Genomic DNA, 23711 nt, shown 5'->3' with positions numbered 1-23711 from the left:
GCAAATTAATTTGCGCCGTCGGGCGATGCGAGAGTGTTTCACGACCGGGATGACAGGGTCATGGTGCGGAGGGTAACGCTCATCAGTATCAAAAAAGGGTTCCCAAAGGAGCCCTTTTGAATCATCTTGGCGGCTCTCTGCCACCACTATTTCCCTTGGATCTGGCCTCGGGGAATGGACCAGCCAGATGCATTGCCGGCCCGTGAGAGGGGGTTGCCCTACTCGTGGTGCAGGGTGATGCAATCCAGCCCGCCGCTGCTGCGCAGCAGGGCCTCCGCCTGGTTGAACTCCTCCCGATTGTTGCTGGCAGCCTGACCCACGAAATAGGGGGTGAGCCCGGCCACCTCGTGTTGAAGCCAGGCGGCAAATGCCTGATTGAGGGGGGCGATGCTGGCGGCATTGGTGATGTAGAAGGGCTGCTGGCGGGTGCCCATGATGCCGTTCATCCAGTTCACCGGCCGCTTGCCCACGCTGAACACGCCGGGGGTGGCGATGGGGGCCAGGCCGGCATCGCGCAACTGCTGGCGGATGAGGGCGTGGATCTTGTGCCAGCGCTCGCTCTGCTGGCGCAGGTTGGTCACGCTCTGGCCAAGTTCCTGTCGCTCGTTCTCGCTCAGGCTGCCGTTCTCGGTCAGCACCTGTTCGACCAGCGCTGCGCTGGCTGCATGATCGTTGAGCAGGATGCGACCGTCGGCCAGCGGGCGCATGGCCATGTCGAGGTGGAAACCGGGCTGGGCCAGGATCACCAGATCCCGCTCGGCCACCTGGAGCTCCTGCGCCATCAGGCGCTGGCTGATGGCCATCATGGCGAGGAAGCGGCGGGTCTGATGATCTTGCTCGGCGCCAGCCAACCCTGTTCGCTGGTAGCCGCCGGCCTGCAACATGTGACCCAGCCGGGCCAGAGTGGCGGCATCGGCCGCCAGCGTCGGCAGCGCCTGGGCTATCTGCTCATCATTGAACTCGGAGTGAAGCTCGGCAGTCACCACCAGGCTGGCGTACTCCTGCTTGAGGCGGGTCAGCAGATCGAAGGAGGCCGGCAGCGGTTGGCCATGGATGGCGCGATAGCGCTCGGCAATCCGCTCCCCTTGCTGCGGGCTCAGAAACATCCGCTGCTCCGCCGCCTCCCGGGTTGGCCCATCCACTTCGTACTTGGCGAGCTCGGCCTTGGCACGCGCGGTTCTGGCAAAGGCGCGGCGCTGCGGCTCATCCAGCCCCTGCGGCAGCAGGTTGGCCGCCTCCAGCAAGATGAGGTCCACCTCGGTATCATGGCCCTTCTGGAAGGTATAGGGGCTGCCCAGCCACTCCTCTTCGCTGAGTTGCAGCCGAAACTCGCCGTCGCGCTCCATCTTCTCCTGTTGGGTGGCGATGCGCTCACTGTCCAGCCGGCTGTGGTGCAGGGTGGTCTGCAGCAGGGCGTCGCGGCCAATGAGGGCATAGGGCGTACCGTCGGCCCGCTGGCCGGTCAGCATGTTGCCACCATCGATGATGGAGAAGGTGGGGATGAGCTCGCGCCCCTGCGCCTCGGCGAAGGTGTTGGCCTGGGAGAGCATGCTCTCGTTGAGCCCCTGGGAGGCCTGGCTGCCGAGGCTGTGGTGGCCCTCCTGTTCGGCCTCCGGGCTCTGCCTGGTCAGGGCGGTGACGAAGGCGTGGTAGCTGTCCTTGTCGGCCAGTGGCGCCCGGGGCCGGAAGATGAGGGCGCCATCGCGCGACAACCACATGTTGTCCTCGGTCCAGGTGTACATGTCAGCGTGGGTGCTGACCGAAAAGCCCTGCTCCCTGCCGATCAGCTCCAGCTCCGCCACCAGTTCCGGCTCGGTCTGGAGGGGCAGGTGAAGCTGGTGGATCCGGTTGCCCAGATCGTCCTGGGCCAGCTGGAAACTGCGAGAGAGGGCGGGGGAGTGCTGGCTGTCGGTGAGGGTCGGATCGTCCGGGAAGATCAGAGGGGCCGCCATGGCCGAGTGGAACCAGAAGAGGGTGGAGATGGCGAGTGCCACGCCGGTTTTGCGCATGATGATTTCCTGTTGTTATGGCGGGAGAGTGCCCGCGAGCCTGAACGTCGGCGTGCGGCGCCGTGCCGCACGCTTCGGATGGAAACCATAAGGAGCCGGCGAAGAACCACAAGGGGGCAAATCTGAATTGACTTTTAACCCTGACTAAACAGCGTTTAATATCGCCGCTTGATGATAAAAACGTTGTTTTTGATGGGGTTTATTGCCAATAAAAACAGGGTGTTGAACTATTTCAATTGTCGATAGCAAGCGGTGGTTGGATATTGCCTGGCAAGGCGGTGCGGGCCTGAAAATGCGAAGTTTTTAAGTGAGTAAATCGCCGGGGCGCATCGACCGCCCAGGGGAGGGGAATCATCAGAGGGCAGGGGCCACCCTCCATAGCGGAGGATGGCGCGAGGGATAGCGCTGCCCGTTACTCCCTTGTTGGCAGCAGCCAGGCGGCCGCCTGATAGGGGGCAAAGATGGCGGCGGGTTGCCCCGGGTAGTTGCTCATCAGCAGGGTGGCACCTGCCTCCACCTGGTCAAGGTGCGGCATGACCAGGGGGCGCTCGGTGAGGTTGGCGAGCAGCAGCAGGGTGTGCCGCTCTGCGCTTGCCGGATCCCGCCAGCAGCGGCGATAGCTGATGCGATCTGGGTCGTCCCCATCAAGCAGCTCAAAGTCGCCGTGGCGAACGACAGGGTGAGCCTTGCGCAGGGCGATGAGCTGGCGATGGCAGTGGAACGGCGAGTCGGGGCGGGCCAGCTGCTCGGTGGCATTTATCTCGAGGTGATTGGCGTTGAGGGCAATCCAGGGCGTGGCCGTGCTGAATCCGGCGTAGGGGCCGGCGTCCCACTGCATCGGGGTGCGGGCGTTGTCGCGGCCGATGGCATCGAGCCGCCGACTCAGCTCGGCAGGATCCAGCTCCGCCTGGCTGGCGCGGTAGTTGATCGCCTCCACGTCGCGCAGCTCGTCCGGCTGCCAGTGGCGGTTGGTCATGGCGAGCTCTTCGCCCTGATAGATGAAGGGAGTGCCCTGCATCAGCTGCAGCACCATGGCCCACAGCTTGGCGCTGGTTTCCCGCCACTTGGGGCTGTCATCGCCAAAGCGGGAGACGGCGCGGGGCAGGTCGTGGTTGCCGAGAAAGAGGCTGTTCCAGCCTCGCCCGTGCAGCCCCTGCTGGTGGCGGGCCATGGCACGTTTGAAGGTGAGGGGGTCGAAGCGGGATGACCACTTGTCACTGCCGAGCCCCAGATGTTCGAAGTTGAACACCATGCTGAACTCGCTGCCATCGGGGCTCGAATAGTTCTGCATATGGGCGAGATCCGCTCCCCAGGTCTCCCCCACCGTGATGATCCCCTGGCCGCCGAAGCTCTCGGCATTGAGCTCGCGGATATAGTCGTGCAGGCGCGGGCCATTGCTCATGGCAAGCCGGTTCCACTCCTTGCTCACCATGTCGATCACATCGAAGCGAAATCCCTTGATTCCCTTGCCCAGCCAGAAGTTGATCACCGCCGCCATTTCGGCGCGCACCGCCGGGTTGTCCCAGTCCAGATCGGCCTGGCTCGCATCGAAGTTGTGCAGGTAGTAGCGATCAAGCGCCGGTACGTACTGCCAGCCGCTGCCGCCAAAAATCGAGGTGATGGGGTGAGCGTCGACGAAGGCCTGATCGCGAAACACGTAATAGCCCTGATAGCGGGGATCGCCGGCCAGTGCCTGCACAAACCACTCGTGCTCGGTGGAGGTGTGGTTGGCGACGATATCCATCATGATGCCGATGCCGTGAGCGGCCGCCTCGGCTATCAGCTGCTCCATCTCGGCCAGGGTGCCGAAGGCGGGGTCGATGGTGCGGTAGTCCGCCACATCGTAACCGTTGTCCCGCTTGGGGGAGCGATAAATGGGGGTGAGCCACAGCATATCGACCCCCAGGGTGGCCAGATAACCGAGGCGCTGACGAATGCCGTTGATGTCGCCCATGCCGTCGCCATCGCTGTCCTGAAAGCTCATGGGGTAGATCTGGTAGATAACGCAACTATCGAGGTCGATGTCGGGTGTGTGGAGAGGTCGCGGGTTCATCAGCTGTGCCGGTTGGGGGAAGCGATGGTTTATCTTACGCAGATGCGCGGGCCCTCGACAGAGCGGGGGAAGGTTTGAAAAGGGTTCCATAGTTGGCTGATTGCCAAAAGTGAGGGGAGGGTCACAACTGGGCCATCCCGAGCCACGGTTGTGGTCGGGATGGCAGGCACTTCTTGCTGATACAGTGCAAGGTAACGGGCTACTGGGCCGCCTTGGCCTGCTCGCTGCGCTGCTCCTGCTGGCGCTCAGCCTTGTCTTGCTGGCGTTCCGCTTGTGCTTCCAGCTCCTTGCCGAGGAAGTAGTTCAGGAAGGTGCGGATCACCGCGATGATGGCGAGGCGGATCAGCTCCTCCTTGCTCGGCGCCACCGTGGTGGCCAGGATGTCGGCGGCGAGCTGGAACTCCAGCGCCAGAATGAGCCAGCTGCCGAAACAGAGCCGGATATGGGGAAAGCCGGGCTCGTGATCCCGCACCCGCGCCGCCAGCCAGAGGGTCTTGCCCAGCCCTATCACCACACAGGCGATGGAGATGATCTCCAGCAGCAGCTGGAACAGCTCGACCCCGTGCATCATGCCCTCTCGCAGGCTTGCTATCTCAAACACTCGGGTCACCTCCCTGATTCAAAAGAGGACACTATTAACACATCGCTCGGCAAAGACCAAATCCGGCTCAATCAAGCAGTTTGAATTCAATGACATAGAGCGGCGGCAGGGCGGGGTAGATGTCGCGGATCACCTGTTTGAGCTCGGGGAGGGTCATGTTCTCCTGGCGGGCGTGCTCGTCGTTTAGTTCATCGAAGGCGACCGCCTTGACCGAGAGCACCTCTATGGTGCCAAAGGGCTGGTGCTCCGGGTTGGTGAACAGGGCCAGCCGCTGGCCGGGCTGCCAGTTGGCCTCGCTCTCGTCGCGGATAGTGATGGTCTTGCGGCCGGCCTGGATATCGGCGACGAAGCGGCTGAAGAAGGTGAACTCGGGATGGGTAGACATGGCACTCTCCTGACAGGGTGAATCGAAATGGGGTGAATGGAAATCAAAGGTCGAGGTAGGCGCGCAGCCTGGCCAGATCGGCGATGACCGGGCCGTCGCTGCCGTCGGCGACTATGCCCTGTTCGATCAGCTCCTTGAGGGCGCGCCGATAGACCCGCTCGGTGGTGCCAAAGCGCGCCGCCTCGTGGGCCCGCTTGCGCGAGCCGAGCATGGGTGTGCGCTGGCGCTCGCGCCACAGCTCGAAGGCGATGTTGTAGGCGATGGGGTGCAGCAGCCGGCTGGTGGTGATGTCCAGGGTATCCAGATAGTCGCTGGCAAGCGCCGCGGCGAAGAAGAGGGTCAGCTTGGGTTCGGCCAGCAGCCGTTTGGCCAGCTTGTCGGCGCAGATGACGGCGGCGTCCAGCTCGGTCTCGGCCACCACGCTCCACTGCACCGGGGTGGCGCTGAAGAACTCCATCTCGCCGAATATCTGGCTATGGCACTCGATTTCGCCGAGTTGAAACAATCGCCCTGAGTGGACCGCGCTGTTGAGGGAAATCCGCCCCTGCGCCACCAGATAGAGCTGCTCGCACCGCTCCCCTTGGCGCATGATGGGCTCGCCTGGCAGATAGCGGCGCGAAAACAGGGTGCAGTCTGCCAGCGCCGCGGCAAAGCACGGTTCGAGTGCGGCAAGCTCGGCGTGAAAGCGACCGAGCGGATAGGGTTGTTGCTGCATGGTGAAGGCCCGGCTTGACGAGGGCCATGAGGCTAGCAAGAGCGCAGGCGGGATGCCAGCCCCGGCGCCTCTGAATGTGCCGGGCTTAACGTTTTGCCGGGGCCGTTGCGGCCCCGGCAGACCCGGTCTATTGCGTCAGGGCGTGGAGGGCGGCGGCGATGGCCAGCCGCTCGCCGGTCATCATGGCGGCTTCGCTGGCTGCGTAGTCGCTCACCCCCGCTTGCACGTCCTGCTCGAAGGCAACCACGTTGCAGAGCACGGCGGCCACCCGCACCTTGCGCAGGCGTCCCACGGCGAGCAGGGAGGCGGTCTCCATGTCCGCCCCGAGCACGCCACGGGCGTGCCAGTAGCGGCAGACGTCCTGCTCGTCATCCCGGTAGAAGCTGTCGTGGGAGCGCACCAGACCGTGCCAGTAAGGCTGGCCACTGGCGCCGAGATGGGCGAGCAGGGCGGCCTGCAGGCGGATGTCGGCGCAGGCGGGGTACTCGGGGGGCAGGTAGGCCAGCGAGGCGCCTTCGCTGCGCACCGCCCCCTCCACCACGATGAGATCCCCCAGCGCGATCTCATGCTGCAGGGCGCCGGCGGAGCCGACCCGGATGAGCGAGCGGGCGCCCGCCTGCACCAGTTCCTCCAGCGCGATGACGGCGGAGGCGCCGCCGATGCCGGTGCTGCAGACCGTGACGGGCAGCCCCTGATGATGGCCGTTGATCAGGCGAAACTCCCGGTTCTGGCCGAGCGACTCGCACCCTTGCAGCTGACTGGCGATGCGATCGACCCGGGCCGGATCGCCGCACAGCACCACCCGCTCGGCAATCTGATCCGGGCGGCATTGTAGATGGGGCAGCAGGCTCATGCGATCGCTTCCTGCTGGGGGCGTTTGGCGGCCAGCATCCAGAGGCGGGTGCCGTTGGCGGCGATGAACAGCAGGATCAGGTACTCCAGCGACATGGCGTAGACGCCCTGGGCTGCATAGACACCGATGCTGATGATGTTGATGACCACCCAGAGGATCCAGTTCTCCACGTATTTGCGGGTCATCAGGATCTGGGCCACCACAGAGAGCACCGTCATGCTGGCATCCCAGAAGGGGAAGGCGTCGGGGGAGGGCTCAGGGGTAGCCAGGCCGGCCCCGAACAGGTTGAGCAGGGCGACCGAGGTGCGGGCCAGGGTGGCGAACACTGGGTCGATAAACAGGGTCAGCAGGGCGATGGCCAGCACGCTCAGGGCGGCGGTCATCATCAGCTTGGACTTGCTCAGCCAGCGGATCTGCAGGCTGTCACCCTGCTCGTTGGCGGGGCGGGTCCAGGCGTACCAGCCGTAGACGTTGGCGCAGAAGAAGAACAGCTGCAGCAGCAACAGGCCGTAGAGCTGGATCTGGAAGAAGATGATGGCGAACAGGCTGACGTTGATGAGCCCGAACAGGTAGTTGATGGTCTTCTCCTGACTGGCGCACCAGATGCAGGCCAGCCCGAACAGGGTGCCGACGGCTTCAATCCACGACATGGCGTAACCACCGCCCAGCGGTATGGTCACCAGGGTGTGATTGATGCTGAACCACTCGAATATGCTCATTTTCGTTTCCTTTGAAAATTGGGGGCGTTAACCGGGCCTATTCTAGGGGCGACGGGGGGAGGCTGGCAGGACTTTTGTCCGACCCGGGCCGAGCCACCTCAAAGAATGGGCAAACAGCAGGGGCAACTTTAGGCCCCCGATGGCGCCCTGATATGCGATGATGCCCTGCCCCTTTATTGATATGTAACAAATCGGGGAGAAATAAGCTGTGGTCTGATGGAATCCGCTCCGGCCGGGGTGGAGCTGAACAAAAGGAGCAAGTGTGAATTCCGAGTTGGTCTGGGTCCTCTGCATGCTGGTGGGCGCCATTTATCTGTTTGTGAGCAACAAGGTCCGCATGGATGTGGTTGCCTTGCTGATCATCATATTGTTCGTGCTGAGTGGCACCCTGACCCTGCCGGAGGCGCTGGCGGGGTTCAGCGATCCCAACGTCATCCTGATTGCCGCCCTGTTCGTGGTGGGGGAGGGGCTGGTGCGCACCGGCATCGCCTATCAGGTGGGGGATACGCTGGTGAAGGTGGCTGGCAGCAGCGAGACCCGATTGCTGGTACTGCTGATGGTGGCGGTCGCCCTGCTCGGGGCCGTGATGAGCAGCACCGGGGTGGTGGCCATCTTCATTCCGGTGGTGCTGAGCGTGGCGAACCGGATGGGGATCCCGGCCGGCCGGCTGATGATGCCGCTCGGCTTTGCCGGCCTCATCAGCGGCATGATGACGCTGGTGGCGACGCCGCCCAACATGGTGGTCAACAGCGAGCTGATGCGCCATAACATCCACGGTTTCGGCTTCTTCGGCTTCACCCCCATGGGGGTCATTATCCTGGGGATGGGGATCCTCTACATGCTGCTGATGCGCACCTCCCTGGTGCGTGAAGGGGAAGAGGGCAAGAGCAAGCAGATCGGCCGCAGCACCATGCGCGATCTCATTCGCGACTACCGGCTGGCCGGCCGGGCGCGCCGGCTGGCGATCCGGCCCGATTCACCGCTGATCGGCCAGACCCTGGACGAGCTGCAACTGCGAGCCCGCTACGGGGCCAACGTCATCGGGGTGGAGCGCTGGCGCAAGTTTCGGCGGGTGATGGTGACCGTTTCCGGGGTGACCGAGTTTCAGGCCAAGGATGTGCTGCTCATTGACATGTCCGACCCCGAGGTGGACGTGCGCGAGTTCTGTAGCGAGGCGCGGCTCGAGCCCATGATCCTGCGCGGCGAATACTTCTCCGATCAGGCGCGGGAGGTGGGCATGGCGGAGGTGTCGCTTATCCCCGAATCCCGCCTGCTCGGCAAGAGCATCCGCGAGGTGGCGTTTCGCTCCCATTATGGGCTCAACGTGGTGGGCATTCGCCGCGCCGGCGAGGCGCTTGGCGGCAAGCTGGTGGACGAGGCGCTGCAGTTGGGGGATACCCTGCTGGTGGTGGGCAACTGGAGCCTGATCCGTCTGCTGCAGACTCACAGCCGCGACTTCCTGCTGCTGGGGCTGCCGGCCGAGGTGGACGAGATGGCGCCGGCCCGCAGCCAGGCCATTCACGCCCTCATCTGCCTCGGGGTGATGATCGCCCTGATGGTGACCGATCCGGTGCCCAACGTGATCGCGGCGCTGATCGCCTGCCTGCTGATGGGCAAATTCCGCTGCATCGACATGGAGAGCGCCTACAAGTCCATCCACTGGCCGACCCTGATCCTCATCGTCGGCATGCTGCCCTTCGCGCTGGCGTTGCAAAAGACCGGCGGGGTGGATCTCATCGTCGGCGCGCTGATCTCGGCGGTAGGGGAGATGGGGCCGCGGGTGATGCTGGCCAGTCTGTTCGCCCTGTGCGCCATCATAGGGCTGTTCATCTCCAACACCGCGACGGCGGTGCTGATGGCGCCGATTGCGCTGGGCACGGCGCAGCAGATGGGGATCTCCCCCTATCCGTTTGCCATGACCATCGCCATCGCCGCCTCGGCGGCCTTCATGACGCCGGTCTCCTCGCCGGTCAACACCCTGGTGCTGGGCCCCGGCAACTACAAGTTCGTGGATTTCGTGCGCATCGGCGTCCCCTTCACCCTGTTGGTGATGGTGGTGAGCGTCATCGCCATTCCCTGGTTCTTCCCGTTCTGACGACAGCAAACGACATGGCGGCCTGCGGGCCGCCTTTTTATTGCCCGTAATACTCTGACATGAAGAGGGATGAATAAAGCGGGAGCCCAGCATCAGCGCCGTCGTAGAGGAGAGCACAAGACGCAGCCGTTGATACATGGGAGGTATTGCAGACGTGCGATGGCATGGGGAGGGGAAGAAGAGTGGCAAATGCCGGATACAAAAAAACCAGCCTGAGCTGGTCTGTTTGGTACTGCTTTTGATGGTGCGGAAGGAGAGACTCGAACTCTCACGCCTAGGGCGCCAGAACCTAAATCTGGTGCGTCTACCAATTTCGCCACTTCCGCAGGATTAATGGTGGCTATGACGGGATTCGAACCTGTGACCCCCGCATTATGAGTGCGATGCTCTAACCAACTGAGCTACATAGCCGTCTTGTGCACGACTCGCGTCGAATACAAGCAAAAATGGCTGGGGCACTAGGATTCGAACCTAGGTATGGCGAGATCAAAACCCGCTGCCTTACCGCTTGGCGATGCCCCAACAGTGTTCTTTGCAATCAGATGATTGAAGGAACGTTTTCAAAAATGGTGGCTATGACGGGATTCGAACCTGTGACCCCCGCATTATGAGTGCGATGCTCTAACCAACTGAGCTACATAGCCGTTTGTTGTCAACCACGGTGTGGAAGAGAACAGAATAATGGCTGGGGTACTAGGATTCGAACCTAGGGATGGCGAGATCAAAACCCGCTGCCTTACCGCTTGGCGATACCCCAACAGCGATGCCTGACAGAGACTATCAAACATCTTTTAAAAATGGCTGGGGCACTAGGATTCGAACCTAGGTATGGCGAGATCAAAACCCGCTGCCTTACCGCTTGGCGATGCCCCAACTGCGATGCCTGACAGAGTCTATCAAACATCTTCTAACAGTGGCCAGGATACCAGGATTTGAACCTAGGCACATTGACGAGTTCAACACCCATCACTGCTTCCCTTGACCTGTCACCGACACTTGAATGCCGACAACTGAAATAATGGCTGGGGTACTAGGATTCGAACCTAGGGATGGCGAGATCAAAACCCGCTGCCTTACCGCTTGGCGATACCCCAACTAGAGATGGTGGCTATGACGGGATTCGAACCTGTGACCCCCGCATTATGAGTGCGATGCTCTAACCAACTGAGCTACATAGCCAACCTTGCTTCCAGTGCCTCGTTGCCTCGTCACTGTGCGGGCCGAATTATGCGTATCTGGCTCTGGGGCGTCAACCCTTTTTTTGTTTGAAAAACCGAATTTGGGTGCGTTTGGCGAGTTATTGGTCGCTGTCGTGCAAAAGCCCAACAATCTGGTTTTTTTTACGACATTTGCCAGCAGATACGAGCCTTGGCCAGTTAAAAAAGAGGCCAGCAAATGCTGGCCTCTCATGGGATTAGACGTTGAACAGGAAGTTCATGATATCGCCATCTTTGACGATGTACTCTTTCCCTTCGGCGCGCATCTTGCCCGCTTCCTTGGCACCTTGCTCACCCTTGTAGGTGATAAAGTCTTCGAAGGCGATGGTTTGGGCACGAATAAAGCCTTTTTCGAAGTCGGTGTGGATCTTGCCGGCCGCCTGCGGAGCGGTGGCACCGACCGGGATGGTCCAGGCACGCACCTCTTTCACACCGGCGGTGAAGTAGGTCTGCAGCTTGAGCAGCTCGTAACCGGAGCGGATCACCCGGTTCAGGCCTGGCTCTTCGATGCCAAGGTCAGCCATGAACTCGGCGCGGTCGGCATCGTCCAGCTCGGCGATGTCAGCCTCGATGGCGCAGCAGACGACCACCACAACCGCGTTCTCGGCGGCGGCGATTTCGCGCACCTTGTCGAGGTAGGGGTTGTTCTCGAAGCCATCTTCCGCCACGTTGGCGATGTACATGGTGGGTTTGAGGGTCAGGAAGTTGAGGTGGCTGACGGCGGCCAGCTCATCCTTGTCCAGCTTCATGCCGCGGATCATCTGGCCGTTTTCCAGCGCCACCTTGATCTTCTCCAGCACTTCCACTTCCAGCTTGGCATCCTTGTCGCCGCCCTTGGCGCGCTTGGACTGGCGGTTGATGGCGCGCTCGCAGGCATCCAGGTCGGAGAGGGCCAGCTCGGTGTTGATCACCTCGATGTCGTCGGCCGGGGAGACCTTGCCGGCGACGTGGACGATGTTCTCGTCATCAAAGCAGCGCACCACGTGACCGATGGCCTCGGTTTCACGGATGTTGGCCAGGAACTGGTTGCCCAGACCTTCACCCTTGGAGGCACCGGCCACCAGGCCGGCGATGTCCACGAATTCCATGGTGGTAGGCACAACGCGCTGCGGATTGATGATGGCCGCCAGCTGATCGAGGCGGGGATCCGGCATCGGTACCACGCCGGTGTTCGGCTCGATGGTGCAGAACGGGAAGTTGGCGGCTTCGATGCCGGCCTTGGTCAGCGCGTTGAACAGGGTGGATTTGCCTACATTGGGCAGGCCCACGATACCGCATTTAAAACCCATGGATTGTTACCTTACGTGATGGATGCTGTGTGAGGGCCGCAGAACCTGTCCACGCTCTTGCTGCGAGGCTGTGATCAAGGCTCATGTGCTGCTCGCTTATGTGAAACCAAGAGCGCTCACGTATGACTATACGCTCCGGTTCCTGCGCTGCGCTTTACCTTGCTGACGACCTCTCGTCACAGTGCGTGGACAGGTTCTTGGGCGACCCTGTCATATTGTGCGAGCCTGACGCGTGTCAGGCATCTGTATTCAGACTTTTTCGGCCTTGAAGCTGTGCAAGCGATTCATGGCCTTGGTCATGTCTTGCTTGAACAGGATATCGGTGGCGCGCAGGGACTCATCCAATGCGGCCTCGATCAGGCTCTGTTCACTGCTTGGGGCCTTGGTCAGGACGAATCCAGCCACCAGCTCCTTGGCGCCGGGATGGCCTATCCCGAGGCGCAGCCGGAAGAAGTTATTGTTGTTGCCCATCCTGGCGATGATGTCTTTGAGGCCATTGTGACCACCGTGACCACCACCTTGCTTGAACTTGGCGATGCCGGGGGGCAGGTCCAGTTCATCGTGGGCCACCAGCATGGCTTCCGGTTCTATCTGGTAGAAACGGGCCAGCGCCGCCACGGCCTTGCCGGAGAGATTCATGTAGGTGTTCGGGATGAGCAGACGCACATCCTGACCTTCCACCTGAATGCGGGCCGTGTGGCCGAAGAACTTGGGCTCTTCGCGCAGGCTGACATTGTGCCAGCGAGCCAGTTGCTCCACATACCAGGCCCCGGCGTTGTGGCGGGTCTTGGCATATTCCGGGCCGGGATTGCCCAGACCCACGATCAGTTTGATTTGGCTTGTCACGCTTGATTTCTTCACTCGCTGCTTGCAATGGGCCGACTGCCCAGGGCAATGGGACGCAATATTCTAGCCGCCGACTGGCGATCACTCAACCAAAGCTCGGCCAGTGCCGGGGAAAAGCGGGAGAACCGGTGGCCAACGGCAGCAAAACGGGCCCCTGCGTGGGGCCCGTGGTGTGGCTTGCCGGTGGCAGAGCCGACTTACTGGGCGGCCCGCACCAGGGTGACCGTCTCTTCCGCCAGTGCCGTCAGGGTCGGGCGCTGTTCGCGCACATACTGCACGAAGGAGGCGGCGTCGGTGCCGCAATCCATGCCGCTTGCCTTGCAGTCAAGCTGATGGCCGGCGGCATAGCGGGCGCTCAGCTGATCGCCGCTCTGCTCCACCCGCTCGACCGGGAACGCCGTCAACTTGCCATCCTGCCAGGCGAGATCCTGGCGCTCGGCGTGCTGTGCCTGGGCGCGGGCCAGCGCCTGCCAGCCGTCGTTGCCGTTGGCGCTGTAGGCGTTCATCACCACCCGGTAGCGTGTCGCATCCACCAGATCCTGCCACTGGCCGTCAGCGTCCTGCCACTGCAGCTGGGTCAGGGCGCCGCGCTTGCCCGGTGTGGTCTCGGTGAAGGTATAGCGCAGGTGACCACCGTAGGGGAACTTGCCGGCGTGGGCGCTGGCGGGCAGGGTGGCAGTGATGGTCTCGGTCAAGAGGGCGCGCACGTCGGCGCCGGTCAGGGTGAGCACCGAGAGCTGGTTCTTGAACGGCAGCAGGGTGAGCGCCGCATCCCCTTCGCGCAGCTCGCCGGCCGGCAGATCGGCGCGCACGCCGCCCACCGCCAGCAGGGCGAAGTGGACCGGGCCGCCGGTCAGCGCCTGCACCGCTGGGGTATTGGCCCAGTAGTACTGACCCTCGGCCACCAGCGGGGCGACGTCGGAGCCATGGCTGTCGCTGCCGTTGTCGCCGGGGCGACGGGCATTTTGCAGGGCGGCCGGCAGGGTGGCGATGACGGGACCGAAGGCCTGCTCGAGGGCGGGCTTGTAGTGGCTGTCGATGATGCCGCGCAGGCGGGGATCCTCATCCACGGTCACCAGGTTGGGCTGGGCGTCGATGAACTTGGCTGCCTGTTTGCTGCTGGCCTCGTCCAGTGCCTGCTTGCGGGCGGGATCGGCGAAGAAGTCGCGGCTGGCCAGCAACTGATTCTGGCCCTTGCAGGCGATGACCCGGCCTTGGGCATCGAAGCTCACCTGAGCCAGTCCGATGGCCTGGGCATAGGAGCCGGCCTGCACCACGCAGGTCATGCCGACCCCGTCCGGGTTGGTGACCAGCTGGGCGTACTCGCCGGTGTTGCCCCAGCCGATGTTGCGAAAATCGCCGAGCAGGCTGTGGGAGTGGCCGCCAACGATGGCGTCGATGCCGTTCACCTTGGCCGCCAGCGCCAGATCCCGCTGGTTGCCGATGTGGGTGAGCGCCACGATCTGGTTGATACCGTGCTGGCGCAGCAGGTCCACCGTCGCCTGGGCCGAAGTGATTTCGTTGCCAAAGCGCAGCTTGCCGACGTTGGGGGAGATGTTGGCCATGTCCTCCAGCACCAGCCCCATCACGGCGACCAGCTGTTTGCCCTGGGGCAGGTTGTTGAGATCGCTGACCGGGCTCTTCTGGTTGCCGTCGAAGGCGTAGATGACGAACGGCTTGAGATTGGCGGCGTGGCGCAGATCCGGATCGTCGCGGGTATCCAGGTTGGCGGCCAGCACCGGGAAGTTGACCCCCTGGATGAAGCGGGCGAGCTTCTGGTTGTCAAGATCGAACTCGTGGTTGCCAAGGGCCATGGCGTCGAGGCCGAACTGGCTCAGCAGCTCGGCGTTGGCCATCCCCTCGTTTAGCTTGAAGTAGCCGCTACCCTGCCAGGCATCGCCGCCATGCAGCAGCAGGATCGGCTGGTTCTTGGCCAGCGCATCGGCCTGGAAGGATTTCGCCATGGTGAGCAGGCGCGGATAGCCGCCGAAGCGGGTGTAGAGGGTGTCGGTTTCCCCCTGCTTGCCAAAGATGGGCCCCTTCAGCTCGGCGTTGACCGGGTCAAACTGGGAGTGAGTGTCGTTCATGTGAGCCAGGGTCAGCACGAAGGGCTGGCCTTCATTGCCGGGCTGACAGGCGAACAGGAAGCTGCAGAAGGCAAGGAGCAGCAGCGGGCGCAAGCGATTCATGGAACAATCCTTAACCTGCGACGGGGCAGGGCAGTACCGGGTGTAACTGGGACTAAAAAGACAAAAACCGCCAGCTGGCGGTTTTTGTCACAACAGGGTCTATCAATGCTCAAACATGGCAGAGATGGACTCTTCGTTGCTGATGCGGCGAATGGCTTCGGCCAGCACGGAAGAGAGCGTCAGCTGCTTGACCTTGTCGACCGCCTTCATCTCCGCGGTGAGCGGGATGGAGTCGGTGATGATCAGTTCGTCGATCACGGAGTTCTTGATGTTCTCCACGGCGGAACCGGAGAAGACCGGGTGAGTGGCGTAGGCGAATACACGCTTGGCGCCGCGCTCTTTCAGGGCTTCTGCGGCTTTGCACAGGGTGCCGCCGGTGTCGATCATGTCGTCGACGATGATGCAGTCGCGGCCAGCCACGTCACCGATCAGGTGCATGACCTGGGAGACGTTCGGGCGGGGACGACGCTTGTCGATGATGGCGATGTCGGTATCGTCCAGCAGCTTGGCGATGGCACGGGCACGTACCACGCCGCCGATGTCCGGCGACACGACCACGGGGGATTCGAGGTTCTTGGACTTCATGTCTTCCAGCAGCACCGGGCTGCCGAACACGTTGTCGACCGGGACGTCGAAGAAGCCCTGGATTTGTTCGGCATGCAGGTCAACGGTCAGCACGCGATCCACACCGACGCTGGAGAGGAAGTCGGCGACGACCTTGGCGGTGATGGGAACACGGGCGGAGCGGACGCGGCGGTCCTGACGGGCATAACCAAAGTAGGGGATAACGGCAGTAATACGGCCAGCTGAAGCACGACGCAGAGCATCCACCATCACGATCAATTCCATCAAATTGTCGTTGGTCGGGGCACAGGTGGATTGAATGATGAAGATATCGCCACCACGTACATTCTCGTTGATCTGTACGCTGATCTCGCCGTCGCTAAAGCGACCTACGGCAGCATTGCCGAGTTTGATAAACAGGCGATCTGCGATCTTCTGGGCTAGTTCCGGCGTTGCGTTACCAGCAAACAGCTTCATGTCAGGCACGGTTTGAAACCTCGGGGTTGCATCCAGTATGTGGGGAGTCTTATTCAGACCCTTATCGTTTTGGGGCAAACGATTTATCAAGTTGACGGGTCAGACCACTATAGGCTGCTTTCAGGCCAGGTGCCTACGTTGCATGTGGCAAGTCGGTTGAGCGTCGTGCTGGTCGACGCCCCGTCATCCATGATGACCAGTGACCTCCCGACAACGAGAGGGTAACGATGGGTGCTGCAACCGGCGAGGGGGAGTGTGCACTCCCGGCAAGACTGCTGCGGCAGGTGAATCGATATACCCTGTTCGATGTTCAGGAGATGGCTGGGGTACTAGGATTCGAACCTAGGAATGGCGAGATCAAAACCCGCTGCCTTACCGCTTGGCGATACCCCAATCACTGACTTGTTGCAATGCAGCGAAGAGTGGTGATATGTTCTCGCCCTTGGCGACAAACCCATCCCATCCTTTCGGCACTTTTGCCAACACTTCCCGAGCAGCCACTTCGTCTTCAAACTGAGCAAAGACGCAGGCTCCTGTGCCCGTCATTCTTGACGGCGCGTATTCTAGCAACCAGCCGAGCGCATTGGCAACCTCGGGGTGGCGCTTTTTCACCAGCAATTCGCAATCGTTTTTCCACTCCCCTTCCAGCAGATTGTGCAATGCCATTTTCGGGGTATCTCTGGGCAGGTCCGGATCCTGAAACACGGCGGCGGTCGCCACATGGCAATCGGGCTTGAGCACCAGATACCAGGCACTCGGCAGCTCGACCGGCTGCAGTCGCTCACCGACCCCCTCGGCAAAGGCCGCCTTGCCGCGCACGAACACCGGCACGTCGGCGCCCAGCTGGACGCCGAGTTCGGCCAGCTTGTCTTCACTCAAGCCCGCCTGCCACAGGTGGTTGAGGGCGACCAGGGTAGTGGCGGCGTCCGACGAGCCGCCGCCGATGCCGCCGCCCATGGGCAGCACCTTCTCCAGCCGGATATGGGCTCCCTGCGGGTTTGGCAGTTTCGCCTGCAGCAGGCGGGCGGCACGGATGATCAGGTTCTGCTCGTCGGGCACGCCGGGAATGGCCGGGCTCAGGGTGAGCAAGTCGGTATCGGTGAGCGGCTCGAACTCGAGCCAGTCGCCGTGGTTGAGGAAGATGAACAGGGTCTGCAGCTCGTGGTAGCCGTCCGGGCGACGGCCGTTGACGTGCAAAAAAAGATTCAGTTTGGCCGGAGCCGGCCAGCGCATGGCGCTCATGGGGGAGTCCTTGTCGATGGCCGCCATCAGCGGGTTATGGTCCACAGGTTGATCTGCAGCTTGAGGCGACTGCCCTGGCCGGTCATGGTGAGCAGGTGCGGCAGGCGGTAGCCGTCCTGATCCCGGTAGTCGCCATAGACGATTTGCCACTGACCGTCCCGCACGCTGGCCAGACTGCGGTCGGGGTTGAGCTCGAATTCGGCCTGGCCCGGCAAGCCCTTGATCCACTCCGGCAGCCCAGCCACCGGAATGTTCCAGCCAGTGAGCTGATAGATGAGCGCCTCGGCATCCTGGCTCTGGTGCGGGTTGCCCTCGTTGTCGATCAGGGTGATCTCGCCCTTGCTGCGGGAGAGCTCGAGGATGTGAGTGCCGATCAGGCTGGTGAGGTTGAGGCGGTAGTCGTCGCCATCCTGCTGCCAGTTGACCCGGGCGCTGCCCTTCTGCTGGGCGGTGATGATGGCCATCTTGCCCGACAGCTGCCAGTGGCTGAGCTGCTCGAGGCGGGTACGTTCCTGCTGCCAGTTGACCTGATCACGCTGGGGTTGGGTAGTGGCGCAACCGGCCAGCAACAGCAGGCAGCCAAGGGTGAAAAGACGCAACAACAAGGTCATGCTCCGGAAAAGGTGATTTGCCACAGTATACGGGGCGGCCGTATTGCTTTTAAAGACTTACCCTTTCTCGTACAATTGGCAGCCTTTACTCCCAGCGCACAGATACGATCCACGCCCACTCATGAGTTTGCTTGCCCTCGGAATCAACCACAACACCGCCAGTGTCGCCTTGCGGGAGCGGGTCGCCTTCGGCCCGGACTGCATCGATCGCGCCTTGCGTGAGCTGGTCGCCCAACCCGGTGTAAGCGAGGCGGTGATCGTCTCGACCTGCAACCGCACCGAGCTTTACTGCAGCCTGGCGCAGGGGCAGGGCGAGCAGGTGTTGCAGTGGCTGCAGCGTTTCCACGGTCTGGATGCGGCCGAGGTGGTCTCCGCCATCTACCAGCATCAGGACGAGGAGGCGGTCCGTCACCTGATGCGGGTGGCCTGCGGGCTCGACTCCCTGGTGCTGGGGGAGCCGCAGATCCTGGGGCAGATCAAGCAATCCTACGCCCATGCCCAGCAGTCCGAGGCGGTGAAGGGATCGCTGGAGCGGCTGTTCCAGAAATCCTTCTCGGTGGCCAAGCGGGTGCGTACCGATACCGAGATTGGTGCCAGCGCCGTGTCGGTGGCCTTTGCCGCGGTGAGCCTGGGGCGGCGGATCTTCTCCGATCTCTCCCAGACCAAGGTGCTGCTGGTCGGCGCCGGCGAGACCATCGAACTGGTGGCCCGCCACCTGCGCGAGCAGAACGTCACCCAGATGATGGTGGCCAACCGCACCCTGCAGCGGGCCCAGCTGCTGGCCGAGGAGTTCGGCGCCCAGGTGATGACGCTCGAAGAGATCCCGGACTATCTGCACGAGGCGGACATCGTCATCAGCTCTACCGCGAGCCCCCTGCCCATCATCGGCAAGGGCATGGTGGAGCGCGCCCTCAAGGCCCGCCGCTTCAAGCCCATGTTCCTGGTGGATATCGCGGTGCCCCGCGACATCGAGGCGGAGGTGGACGAGCTCTCGGACGCCTATCTCTACACGGTGGACGACCTGCAGGGCATCATCGAGCAGAATCTCGAGACCCGCAAACGGGCCGCCGCCGAGGCCGAGCTCATCGTGCAGGAAGAGCGCGACGACTTCATGGGCTGGTATCGCAGCCAGCACTCGGTGGATCTCATCCGCGATTACCGCCACCAGTCCCAACAGGTGGCCGACGAAGAGCTGCAGCGCGCCCTGCTGGCCCTGCAGCAGGGCGAGAATGCCGAGCAGGCGCTCAAGGCGCTGGCCCACCGCCTCACCAACAAGTTGATCCACGCACCGACCCAGGCCCTGCGCCATGCCGCGGCCCAGGGGGATCACCACCAGCTGGCCCAGTTGCGCCAGGTGCTGGGGTTGTCACAAGAGTCATAGTTTTGGGGCGACCAGCCGGTCGTCCCGTCCTCCATCGAGAACACAAGATTTATGAACCCGTCACTGATCAGAAAGCTGGAAGGCCTCATCGAGCGCCACGAAGAAGTACAGGCCATGCTCGGCGAGCCGGACGTGGCCTCGGATCAGGATCGCTACCGCGCCCTGACCCGGGAATATGCCCAGCTGGAAGATATCGTTCATGCTTTCCAGCAATTCCGCCAGGCCGAAGAGAACCTGGACGCCACCCGCCAGATGCTCGAAGAGGATGATGCCGACCTGCGCGAGATGGCGCAGGAGGAGCTGCCGCTGGCCAAGGCGACCTTCGAGGAGCAGGAGCAGGCGCTGCAGGTGATGCTGCTGCCGCGCGACCCCAAGGATGACAACAACTGCTACCTGGAGATCCGCGCCGGCGCCGGTGGTGACGAGGCGGCGATCTTTGCGGGCGATCTGTTTCGCATGTATTCGCGCTACGCCGAGCGCCAGGGCTGGCGGGTTTCCATCGTCAGCTGCAACGACGGCGAGCATGGCGGCTACAAGGAGGTGATCGCCAAGGTGGAGGGCGAGCACGTCTACGGCCGCCTCAAGTTTGAATCCGGTGGTCACCGGGTGCAGCGGGTGCCGGAAACCGAATCCCAGGGCCGGGTGCACACCTCCGCCTGTACCGTCGCCGTGCTGCCGGAAGTGCCGGAAGCCGAGCAGATCGAGATCAACCCCTCGGAGCTGAAGATCGACACCTTCCGCGCCTCCGGGGCCGGTGGTCAGCACGTCAACAAGACCGACTCCGCCATCCGCATCACCCACCTGCCCACCGGCCTGGTGGTGGAGTGCCAGGATGAGCGCTCCCAGCACAAGAACCGCGCCAAGGCGATGTCGGTGCTCTCCGCCCGCCTGCAGGCGGCCGAGGATGAGCGCCACCGCGCCGCCGAGCAGAGCACCCGCCGCAATCTGGTGGGGTCGGGGGATCGCTCCGAGCGTATTCGCACCTACAACTACCCGCAGGGGCGCCTCTCCGAGCACCGCATCAACCTCACCCTCTATCGCCTCGGCGAGATCATGGAAGGGGACCTGGACTGCGTCATCAGCCCGATGATCCAGGAGTACCAGGCCGATCAGCTCGCCTCCCTGGCCGAGAGCAACTGATGCAGATCCAGCAGGCTCGCGCCCACATCATGGCGACCCTGGCCGGGGGGGAATCCCCCCGTGCCGATGCCGATGCGCTGCTCTGCCATCTGCTGGAGTGCCGGCGCAGCTACCTGATGACCTGGCCGGAGCGCGAGCTCGATGCCGCCCAGCAGGCGACCTTGCAGGGTTGGCTCGAACGCCGTCTCAATGGCGAACCCATCGCTCACCTGATCGGCGAGCGGGAGTTCTGGTCGCTGCCGCTCAAGGTGAGCCCGGCTACCCTGATCCCGCGCCCCGATACCGAGGTGCTGGTCGAGCAGGCGCTGGCACGGCTGCCAGCAGGCCCCTGCGCCGTGCTGGATCTGGGCACCGGCACCGGCGCCATTGCTCTAGCGCTCAAGTCGGAGCGACCGGATGCCGATGTATGGGCGGTGGACAGGATGCCGGCAGCGGCGGCCCTGGCCCGTGCCAACAGCGCCGCCCTTAGTCTGCCCATCGAGGTGCGCGATGGCAGCTGGTTTGAGCCGCTGGTCGATCCCTTGTCAAGCAAGGCGCCGCGCTTTGCGATGATCGTCTCCAACCCGCCCTACATCGACGGGGCGGATCCGCACCTCGATGAGGGGGACGTACGCTTCGAACCCCGCTCCGCCCTGGTGGCGGATGAGCAGGGGCTGGCGGATATCCGGCTGATCGTGGCGGGCGCGCCGGCCCATCTGCTGCCGGGCGGCTGGCTGTTGCTGGAGCATAGCTGGCAACAGGGAGAGGCGGTGCGTCAACTCCTGCTGCAACAGGGCTACCTTCAGGTGGAAACCGTGCGCGATTACGGCGATAACGAGCGGGTGACCCTGGGGCGGCTGGCTCAGTGATGATGACGGGCAGGCCGGGCCTGCCTTTGTTCAAGGACACGTTATGTATTTTGCTATCAAACATCTGCACCTGCTGCTGATAGGCTTGGCCGTGCTGATGTTCATGTTGCGCTTCTATTGGCTGCAGACCGGCTCGAACCGCGCCGCCAGCGCCCGCACCCTCAGGTTGAGCGGCTGGCTCAACGGCCTGGTGGTGCTCTCCGGGGTGCTGCTGTGCATGGTGCTGGATCTCAACCCGCTCAACAACGCCACCCCCTGGCTCAGCGAAAAGCTGACCGCCATCCTGGTGGTGGCCTTTCTGGCCATGATGGCTCTGCGCCTGGCCCGCAGTAACGGCATCCGCTGGTTTGCGTTTCTGGGAGCCCTCGGCTGGGTCTTCTTCATCGCCAAGCTGGCCGTCTACAAGCAGGCCAGCCTGTTCGGTTAAGGATGATGACGATGATACGCGTAGACGAATGGACTGATTTCGAAGCCCATGACATCGCCGAGCTGGCGCTGTCGGTGAGCGACGAGATCCATGGCATCAGCGGTCGCGGGACAGCTGAGCTGGCCCGGCTCGACGCCTGGCTGGACGAGGCCATCGAGGAAGGGGATTGCGACCAAGTGCGCCGCCAGCTGCTGCAGGGCTTCTATCAGACCTTAGGGTTTCACGGCGACTGGCAGGACTACTTCTCGGTGGCCAACTGCGATCTGGCCGAGGTTCTGGCCCGCAAGCAGGGCATTCCGGTCAGCCTTGGCATCCTGATCATTCAGCTGGGGCGCAAGCTCGGGCTGGACGTGGAGGGGATCTGCTTCCCCGGCCACTTCCTGGTGAGTTTTGCCGGTAGCGAGGGAGAGGTCTATGTGGACCCCTTCACTGGCGACGAGCTGAGCCTGCACCACATCGAGCTGCTGCTGCGCGGGGCCCTCGGCAATCTGGCCACCCTCAGCTCGGATCACCTGCAGCCTGCCGGCCAGTGGGAGATCATCGAGCGGCTGCTCAACGTCAGCAAGGGCGCCCTGCTGCGGGAAGACCGGATGACCGAGGCGCTGCGCTGCAGCGAACTGCTGCTGCGGATGAAGCCCGGCGACCCGCTGGAGACGCGGGATCGCGGCTTCATCTACGAGCAGCTCGACTGCCCGCGTTTTGCCGCCGACGATTTTGAATACTTTATTGAACAGTGCCCGGACGATCCGGTGGCCGACGTGCTCAAGGCCCAGCTGGCCGCCCTGGATCTGAGCCCCAAGCCCCTCCACTGAGGGGCGGGTAACGGCCCCGCTGCATGGCGAGGCCCTGGCCGAATGAAGAGTCCCATGCCGTTACATGCAAGGCCTGGGAGATGCAACCGACGAGTATCGAGACCGCGCTGCTTTGGGCAGCGCGGCCGGATGTGGATTCAAGCCCTGCAAGCCCTTTTACCTAAGGAAGCCTGAGATGGAACAGAAGAATATCAAGGTCAATGGCATCGACGTCGCCAACGACAAACCGTTCGTGTTGTTCGGCGGCATGAACGTGCTGGAATCGCGCGACATGGCGATGGCGGTGTGCGAGAAGTACGTGGAAGTGACCTCCAAGCTGGGTATCCCGTTCGTGTTCAAGGCGAGCTGGGACAAGGCCAACCGCTCCTCCATCCACTCCTATCGCGGTCCGGGTCTGGAAGAGGGGATGAAGATCTTCCAGGAGCTGAAAGCGACCTTCGGCATGCCGGTGATCTCCGATCTGCACGAGCCCCATCAGGCCAAACCGGTGGCCGAGGTGGTCGACGTCATCCAGCTGCCCGCCTTCCTGGCGCGCCAGACCGATCTGGTGGAGGCCATGGCCCGCACCGGCAACGTCATCAACATCAAGAAGCCGCAGTTCCTGAGCCCAAGCCAGATGAAGAACATCACCGACAAGTTCGAGGAGTGCGGCAACGACCGTCTGATCCTGTGCGAACGCGGTGCCAACTTCGGGTATGACAACCTGGTGGTGGACATGCTGGGGCTGGGCGTGATGAAGAAGAGCACCGGCGGCTACCCGGTCATCTTCGACGTGACCCACTCCCTGCAGTGCCGCGATCCCATGGGCGCTGCCTCCGGCGGTCGCCGCGAGCAGGTGACCGAGCTGGCCCGTGCCGGCATGGCGGTCGGTCTGGCCGGTCTGTTCATTGAATCCCACCCGGACCCCAAGATTGCCCGTTGCGACGGTCCGAGCGCGCTGCCGCTGGAGAAGCTGGAAGGCTTCCTCAAGCAGATGAAGGCCATCGACGATCTCATCAAGGGCTTCGAGCCGCTCGATACTTCCATCTAAGTCCGGCTTTGCTTGCCCAATAAAAATGCCCCCACTGCGGGGCATTTTTGTTTGCGGCCTGTTTTTATTTCTTTGGCCAGCATAAATCAATCACAGAATAAATACAGCCAGGTTTCCGTGGTGTTAATGTTGTTAAATCTGTTGTGTGATTGATGTCTATTAATTGCTTTTTTTAACATGGGAAAGTAGCCCCTGTTGTGATGAGGGA

The 23711-nt window shown here is 62.6% G+C and carries 20 protein-coding genes and 9 tRNA genes; 7 read left to right on the top strand and 22 right to left on the bottom strand.

Translation table 11 applies throughout. From position 1 onward, the window contains the following. Positions 1 to 218: 218 nt before the first annotated feature. The 7 genes from R2E40_RS16725 to pnuC all read right to left on the bottom strand — a co-directional run bounded on the left by R2E40_RS16725 (position 219) and on the right by pnuC (position 7335). Positions 219 to 2009 carry a hypothetical protein gene (locus R2E40_RS16725; protein WP_318163941.1) on the bottom strand — a complete coding sequence of 597 codons (1791 nt, stop codon included), beginning with the start codon at positions 2007 to 2009 and terminating at the stop codon, positions 219 to 221. 412 nt (positions 2010 to 2421) lie between these two features. Further along, positions 2422 to 4062 carry an alpha-glucosidase gene (locus tag R2E40_RS16720; protein WP_042064922.1) on the bottom strand — a complete coding sequence of 547 codons (1641 nt, stop codon included), beginning with the start codon at positions 4060 to 4062 and terminating at the stop codon, positions 2422 to 2424. Positions 4063 to 4261: 199 nt separating this feature from the next. Continuing rightward, positions 4262 to 4663, bottom strand: coding sequence for a DUF1622 domain-containing protein (locus R2E40_RS16715; protein ID WP_016351614.1), 402 nt, complete (start codon positions 4661 to 4663; stop codon positions 4262 to 4264). 67 nt (positions 4664 to 4730) lie between these two features. After that, positions 4731 to 5048, bottom strand: a complete 318-nt coding sequence (gene yqfB, locus R2E40_RS16710; RefSeq protein WP_139388725.1) for a N(4)-acetylcytidine aminohydrolase — start codon at positions 5046 to 5048, stop codon at positions 4731 to 4733. A 43-nt stretch (positions 5049 to 5091) separates the two neighbouring features. Beyond that, a complete protein-coding gene (locus tag R2E40_RS16705) occupies positions 5092 to 5763 on the bottom strand; it encodes a Crp/Fnr family transcriptional regulator (protein WP_270827324.1) in 672 nt (223 codons plus the stop codon). A 127-nt stretch (positions 5764 to 5890) separates the two neighbouring features. Further along, positions 5891 to 6616 (bottom strand): nucleoside phosphorylase, encoded by a 726-nt coding sequence (locus tag R2E40_RS16700; RefSeq protein WP_318163940.1) that lies wholly within the window; start codon positions 6614 to 6616, stop codon positions 5891 to 5893. Then, complete coding sequence (gene pnuC, locus R2E40_RS16695; protein WP_318163939.1) at positions 6613 to 7335, bottom strand: nicotinamide riboside transporter PnuC; 723 nt, start codon at positions 7333 to 7335, stop codon at positions 6613 to 6615. The genes R2E40_RS16700 and pnuC overlap by 4 nt, the downstream gene beginning before the upstream one ends. A 262-nt stretch (positions 7336 to 7597) precedes the next feature. Here pnuC and R2E40_RS16690 point away from each other — a divergent pair, with 262 nt between their 5' ends. Continuing rightward, on the top strand, positions 7598 to 9430 hold the full coding sequence (locus R2E40_RS16690; protein ID WP_042064917.1) for an SLC13 family permease: 1833 nt from the start codon (positions 7598 to 7600) through the stop codon (positions 9428 to 9430). A 242-nt stretch (positions 9431 to 9672) separates the two neighbouring features. Here the strand turns inward: R2E40_RS16690 and R2E40_RS16685 are convergent. The 15 genes from R2E40_RS16685 to lolB form a co-directional block, all read right to left on the bottom strand. Beyond that, positions 9673 to 9756, bottom strand: a tRNA-Leu gene (locus R2E40_RS16685). Between the two features lie 8 nt (positions 9757 to 9764). After that, positions 9765 to 9841 (bottom strand) — tRNA-Met (locus R2E40_RS16680). Positions 9842 to 9877: 36 nt separating this feature from the next. Further along, positions 9878 to 9952 (bottom strand) — tRNA-Gln (locus R2E40_RS16675). Positions 9953 to 9997: 45 nt separating this feature from the next. After that, a tRNA-Met gene (locus R2E40_RS16670) sits at positions 9998 to 10074 on the bottom strand. A 38-nt stretch (positions 10075 to 10112) separates the two neighbouring features. Then, positions 10113 to 10187, bottom strand: a tRNA-Gln gene (locus R2E40_RS16665). Between the two features lie 41 nt (positions 10188 to 10228). After that, positions 10229 to 10303: transfer RNA gene (locus tag R2E40_RS16660), tRNA-Gln, on the bottom strand. Between the two features lie 146 nt (positions 10304 to 10449). Further along, a tRNA-Gln gene (locus R2E40_RS16655) sits at positions 10450 to 10524 on the bottom strand. A gap of 8 nt (positions 10525 to 10532) precedes the next feature. Continuing rightward, positions 10533 to 10609 (bottom strand) — tRNA-Met (locus R2E40_RS16650). Positions 10610 to 10844: 235 nt separating this feature from the next. After that, positions 10845 to 11936 carry a redox-regulated ATPase YchF gene (gene ychF, locus R2E40_RS16645; RefSeq protein WP_016351608.1) on the bottom strand — a complete coding sequence of 364 codons (1092 nt, stop codon included), beginning with the start codon at positions 11934 to 11936 and terminating at the stop codon, positions 10845 to 10847. Between the two features lie 249 nt (positions 11937 to 12185). Next, positions 12186 to 12782, bottom strand: coding sequence for an aminoacyl-tRNA hydrolase (gene pth, locus R2E40_RS16640; RefSeq protein WP_042065624.1), 597 nt, complete (start codon positions 12780 to 12782; stop codon positions 12186 to 12188). A gap of 197 nt (positions 12783 to 12979) precedes the next feature. Continuing rightward, a complete protein-coding gene (locus R2E40_RS16635; protein ID WP_318163938.1) occupies positions 12980 to 14971 on the bottom strand; it encodes a bifunctional metallophosphatase/5'-nucleotidase in 1992 nt (663 codons plus the stop codon). A gap of 102 nt (positions 14972 to 15073) precedes the next feature. Further along, the gene (locus tag R2E40_RS16630) at positions 15074 to 16021 is read right to left on the bottom strand and encodes a ribose-phosphate pyrophosphokinase (RefSeq protein WP_005298464.1); all 948 of its coding nucleotides are present in this window, start codon (positions 16019 to 16021) and stop codon (positions 15074 to 15076) included. 309 nt (positions 16022 to 16330) lie between these two features. Further along, positions 16331 to 16405: transfer RNA gene (locus R2E40_RS16625), tRNA-Gln, on the bottom strand. Next, positions 16385 to 17254 carry a 4-(cytidine 5'-diphospho)-2-C-methyl-D-erythritol kinase gene (gene ispE, locus R2E40_RS16620; RefSeq protein WP_080769036.1) on the bottom strand — a complete coding sequence of 290 codons (870 nt, stop codon included), beginning with the start codon at positions 17252 to 17254 and terminating at the stop codon, positions 16385 to 16387. The genes R2E40_RS16625 and ispE overlap by 21 nt, the downstream gene beginning before the upstream one ends. Before the next feature lie 26 nt (positions 17255 to 17280). Beyond that, entirely contained in the window at positions 17281 to 17865 is a 585-nt protein-coding gene (gene lolB, locus R2E40_RS16615; protein ID WP_042065628.1) for a lipoprotein insertase outer membrane protein LolB, read from the bottom strand. A gap of 121 nt (positions 17866 to 17986) precedes the next feature. Here lolB and hemA point away from each other — a divergent pair, with 121 nt between their 5' ends. From hemA to kdsA, 6 genes are all read left to right on the top strand, one after another. Beyond that, complete coding sequence (gene hemA, locus R2E40_RS16610) at positions 17987 to 19246, top strand: glutamyl-tRNA reductase (RefSeq protein ID WP_016351604.1); 1260 nt, start codon at positions 17987 to 17989, stop codon at positions 19244 to 19246. 51 nt (positions 19247 to 19297) lie between these two features. Next, positions 19298 to 20386: a peptide chain release factor 1 gene (prfA, locus tag R2E40_RS16605; protein ID WP_042065631.1), complete on the top strand. Its 1089-nt coding sequence runs from the start codon at positions 19298 to 19300 to the stop codon at positions 20384 to 20386. Next, positions 20386 to 21234 (top strand): peptide chain release factor N(5)-glutamine methyltransferase, encoded by an 849-nt coding sequence (gene prmC, locus R2E40_RS16600; RefSeq protein ID WP_318163937.1) that lies wholly within the window; start codon positions 20386 to 20388, stop codon positions 21232 to 21234. The genes prfA and prmC overlap by 1 nt, the downstream gene beginning before the upstream one ends. Before the next feature lie 43 nt (positions 21235 to 21277). After that, a complete protein-coding gene (locus R2E40_RS16595) occupies positions 21278 to 21661 on the top strand; it encodes a SirB2 family protein (RefSeq protein ID WP_016351602.1) in 384 nt (127 codons plus the stop codon). 11 nt (positions 21662 to 21672) lie between these two features. Then, on the top strand, positions 21673 to 22473 hold the full coding sequence (locus tag R2E40_RS16590; protein WP_011706932.1) for a SirB1 family protein: 801 nt from the start codon (positions 21673 to 21675) through the stop codon (positions 22471 to 22473). Between the two features lie 175 nt (positions 22474 to 22648). Further along, entirely contained in the window at positions 22649 to 23503 is an 855-nt protein-coding gene (gene kdsA / locus R2E40_RS16585; RefSeq protein WP_011706931.1) for a 3-deoxy-8-phosphooctulonate synthase, read from the top strand. Positions 23504 to 23711: the final 208 nt, after the last annotated feature.

The sequence above is a fragment of the Aeromonas sp. CD genome (genome assembly GCF_033349375.1).
Classification (GTDB): domain Bacteria; phylum Pseudomonadota; class Gammaproteobacteria; order Enterobacterales; family Aeromonadaceae; genus Aeromonas; species Aeromonas hydrophila.
This window is presented reverse-complemented; position numbering and strand designations above follow the sequence as displayed.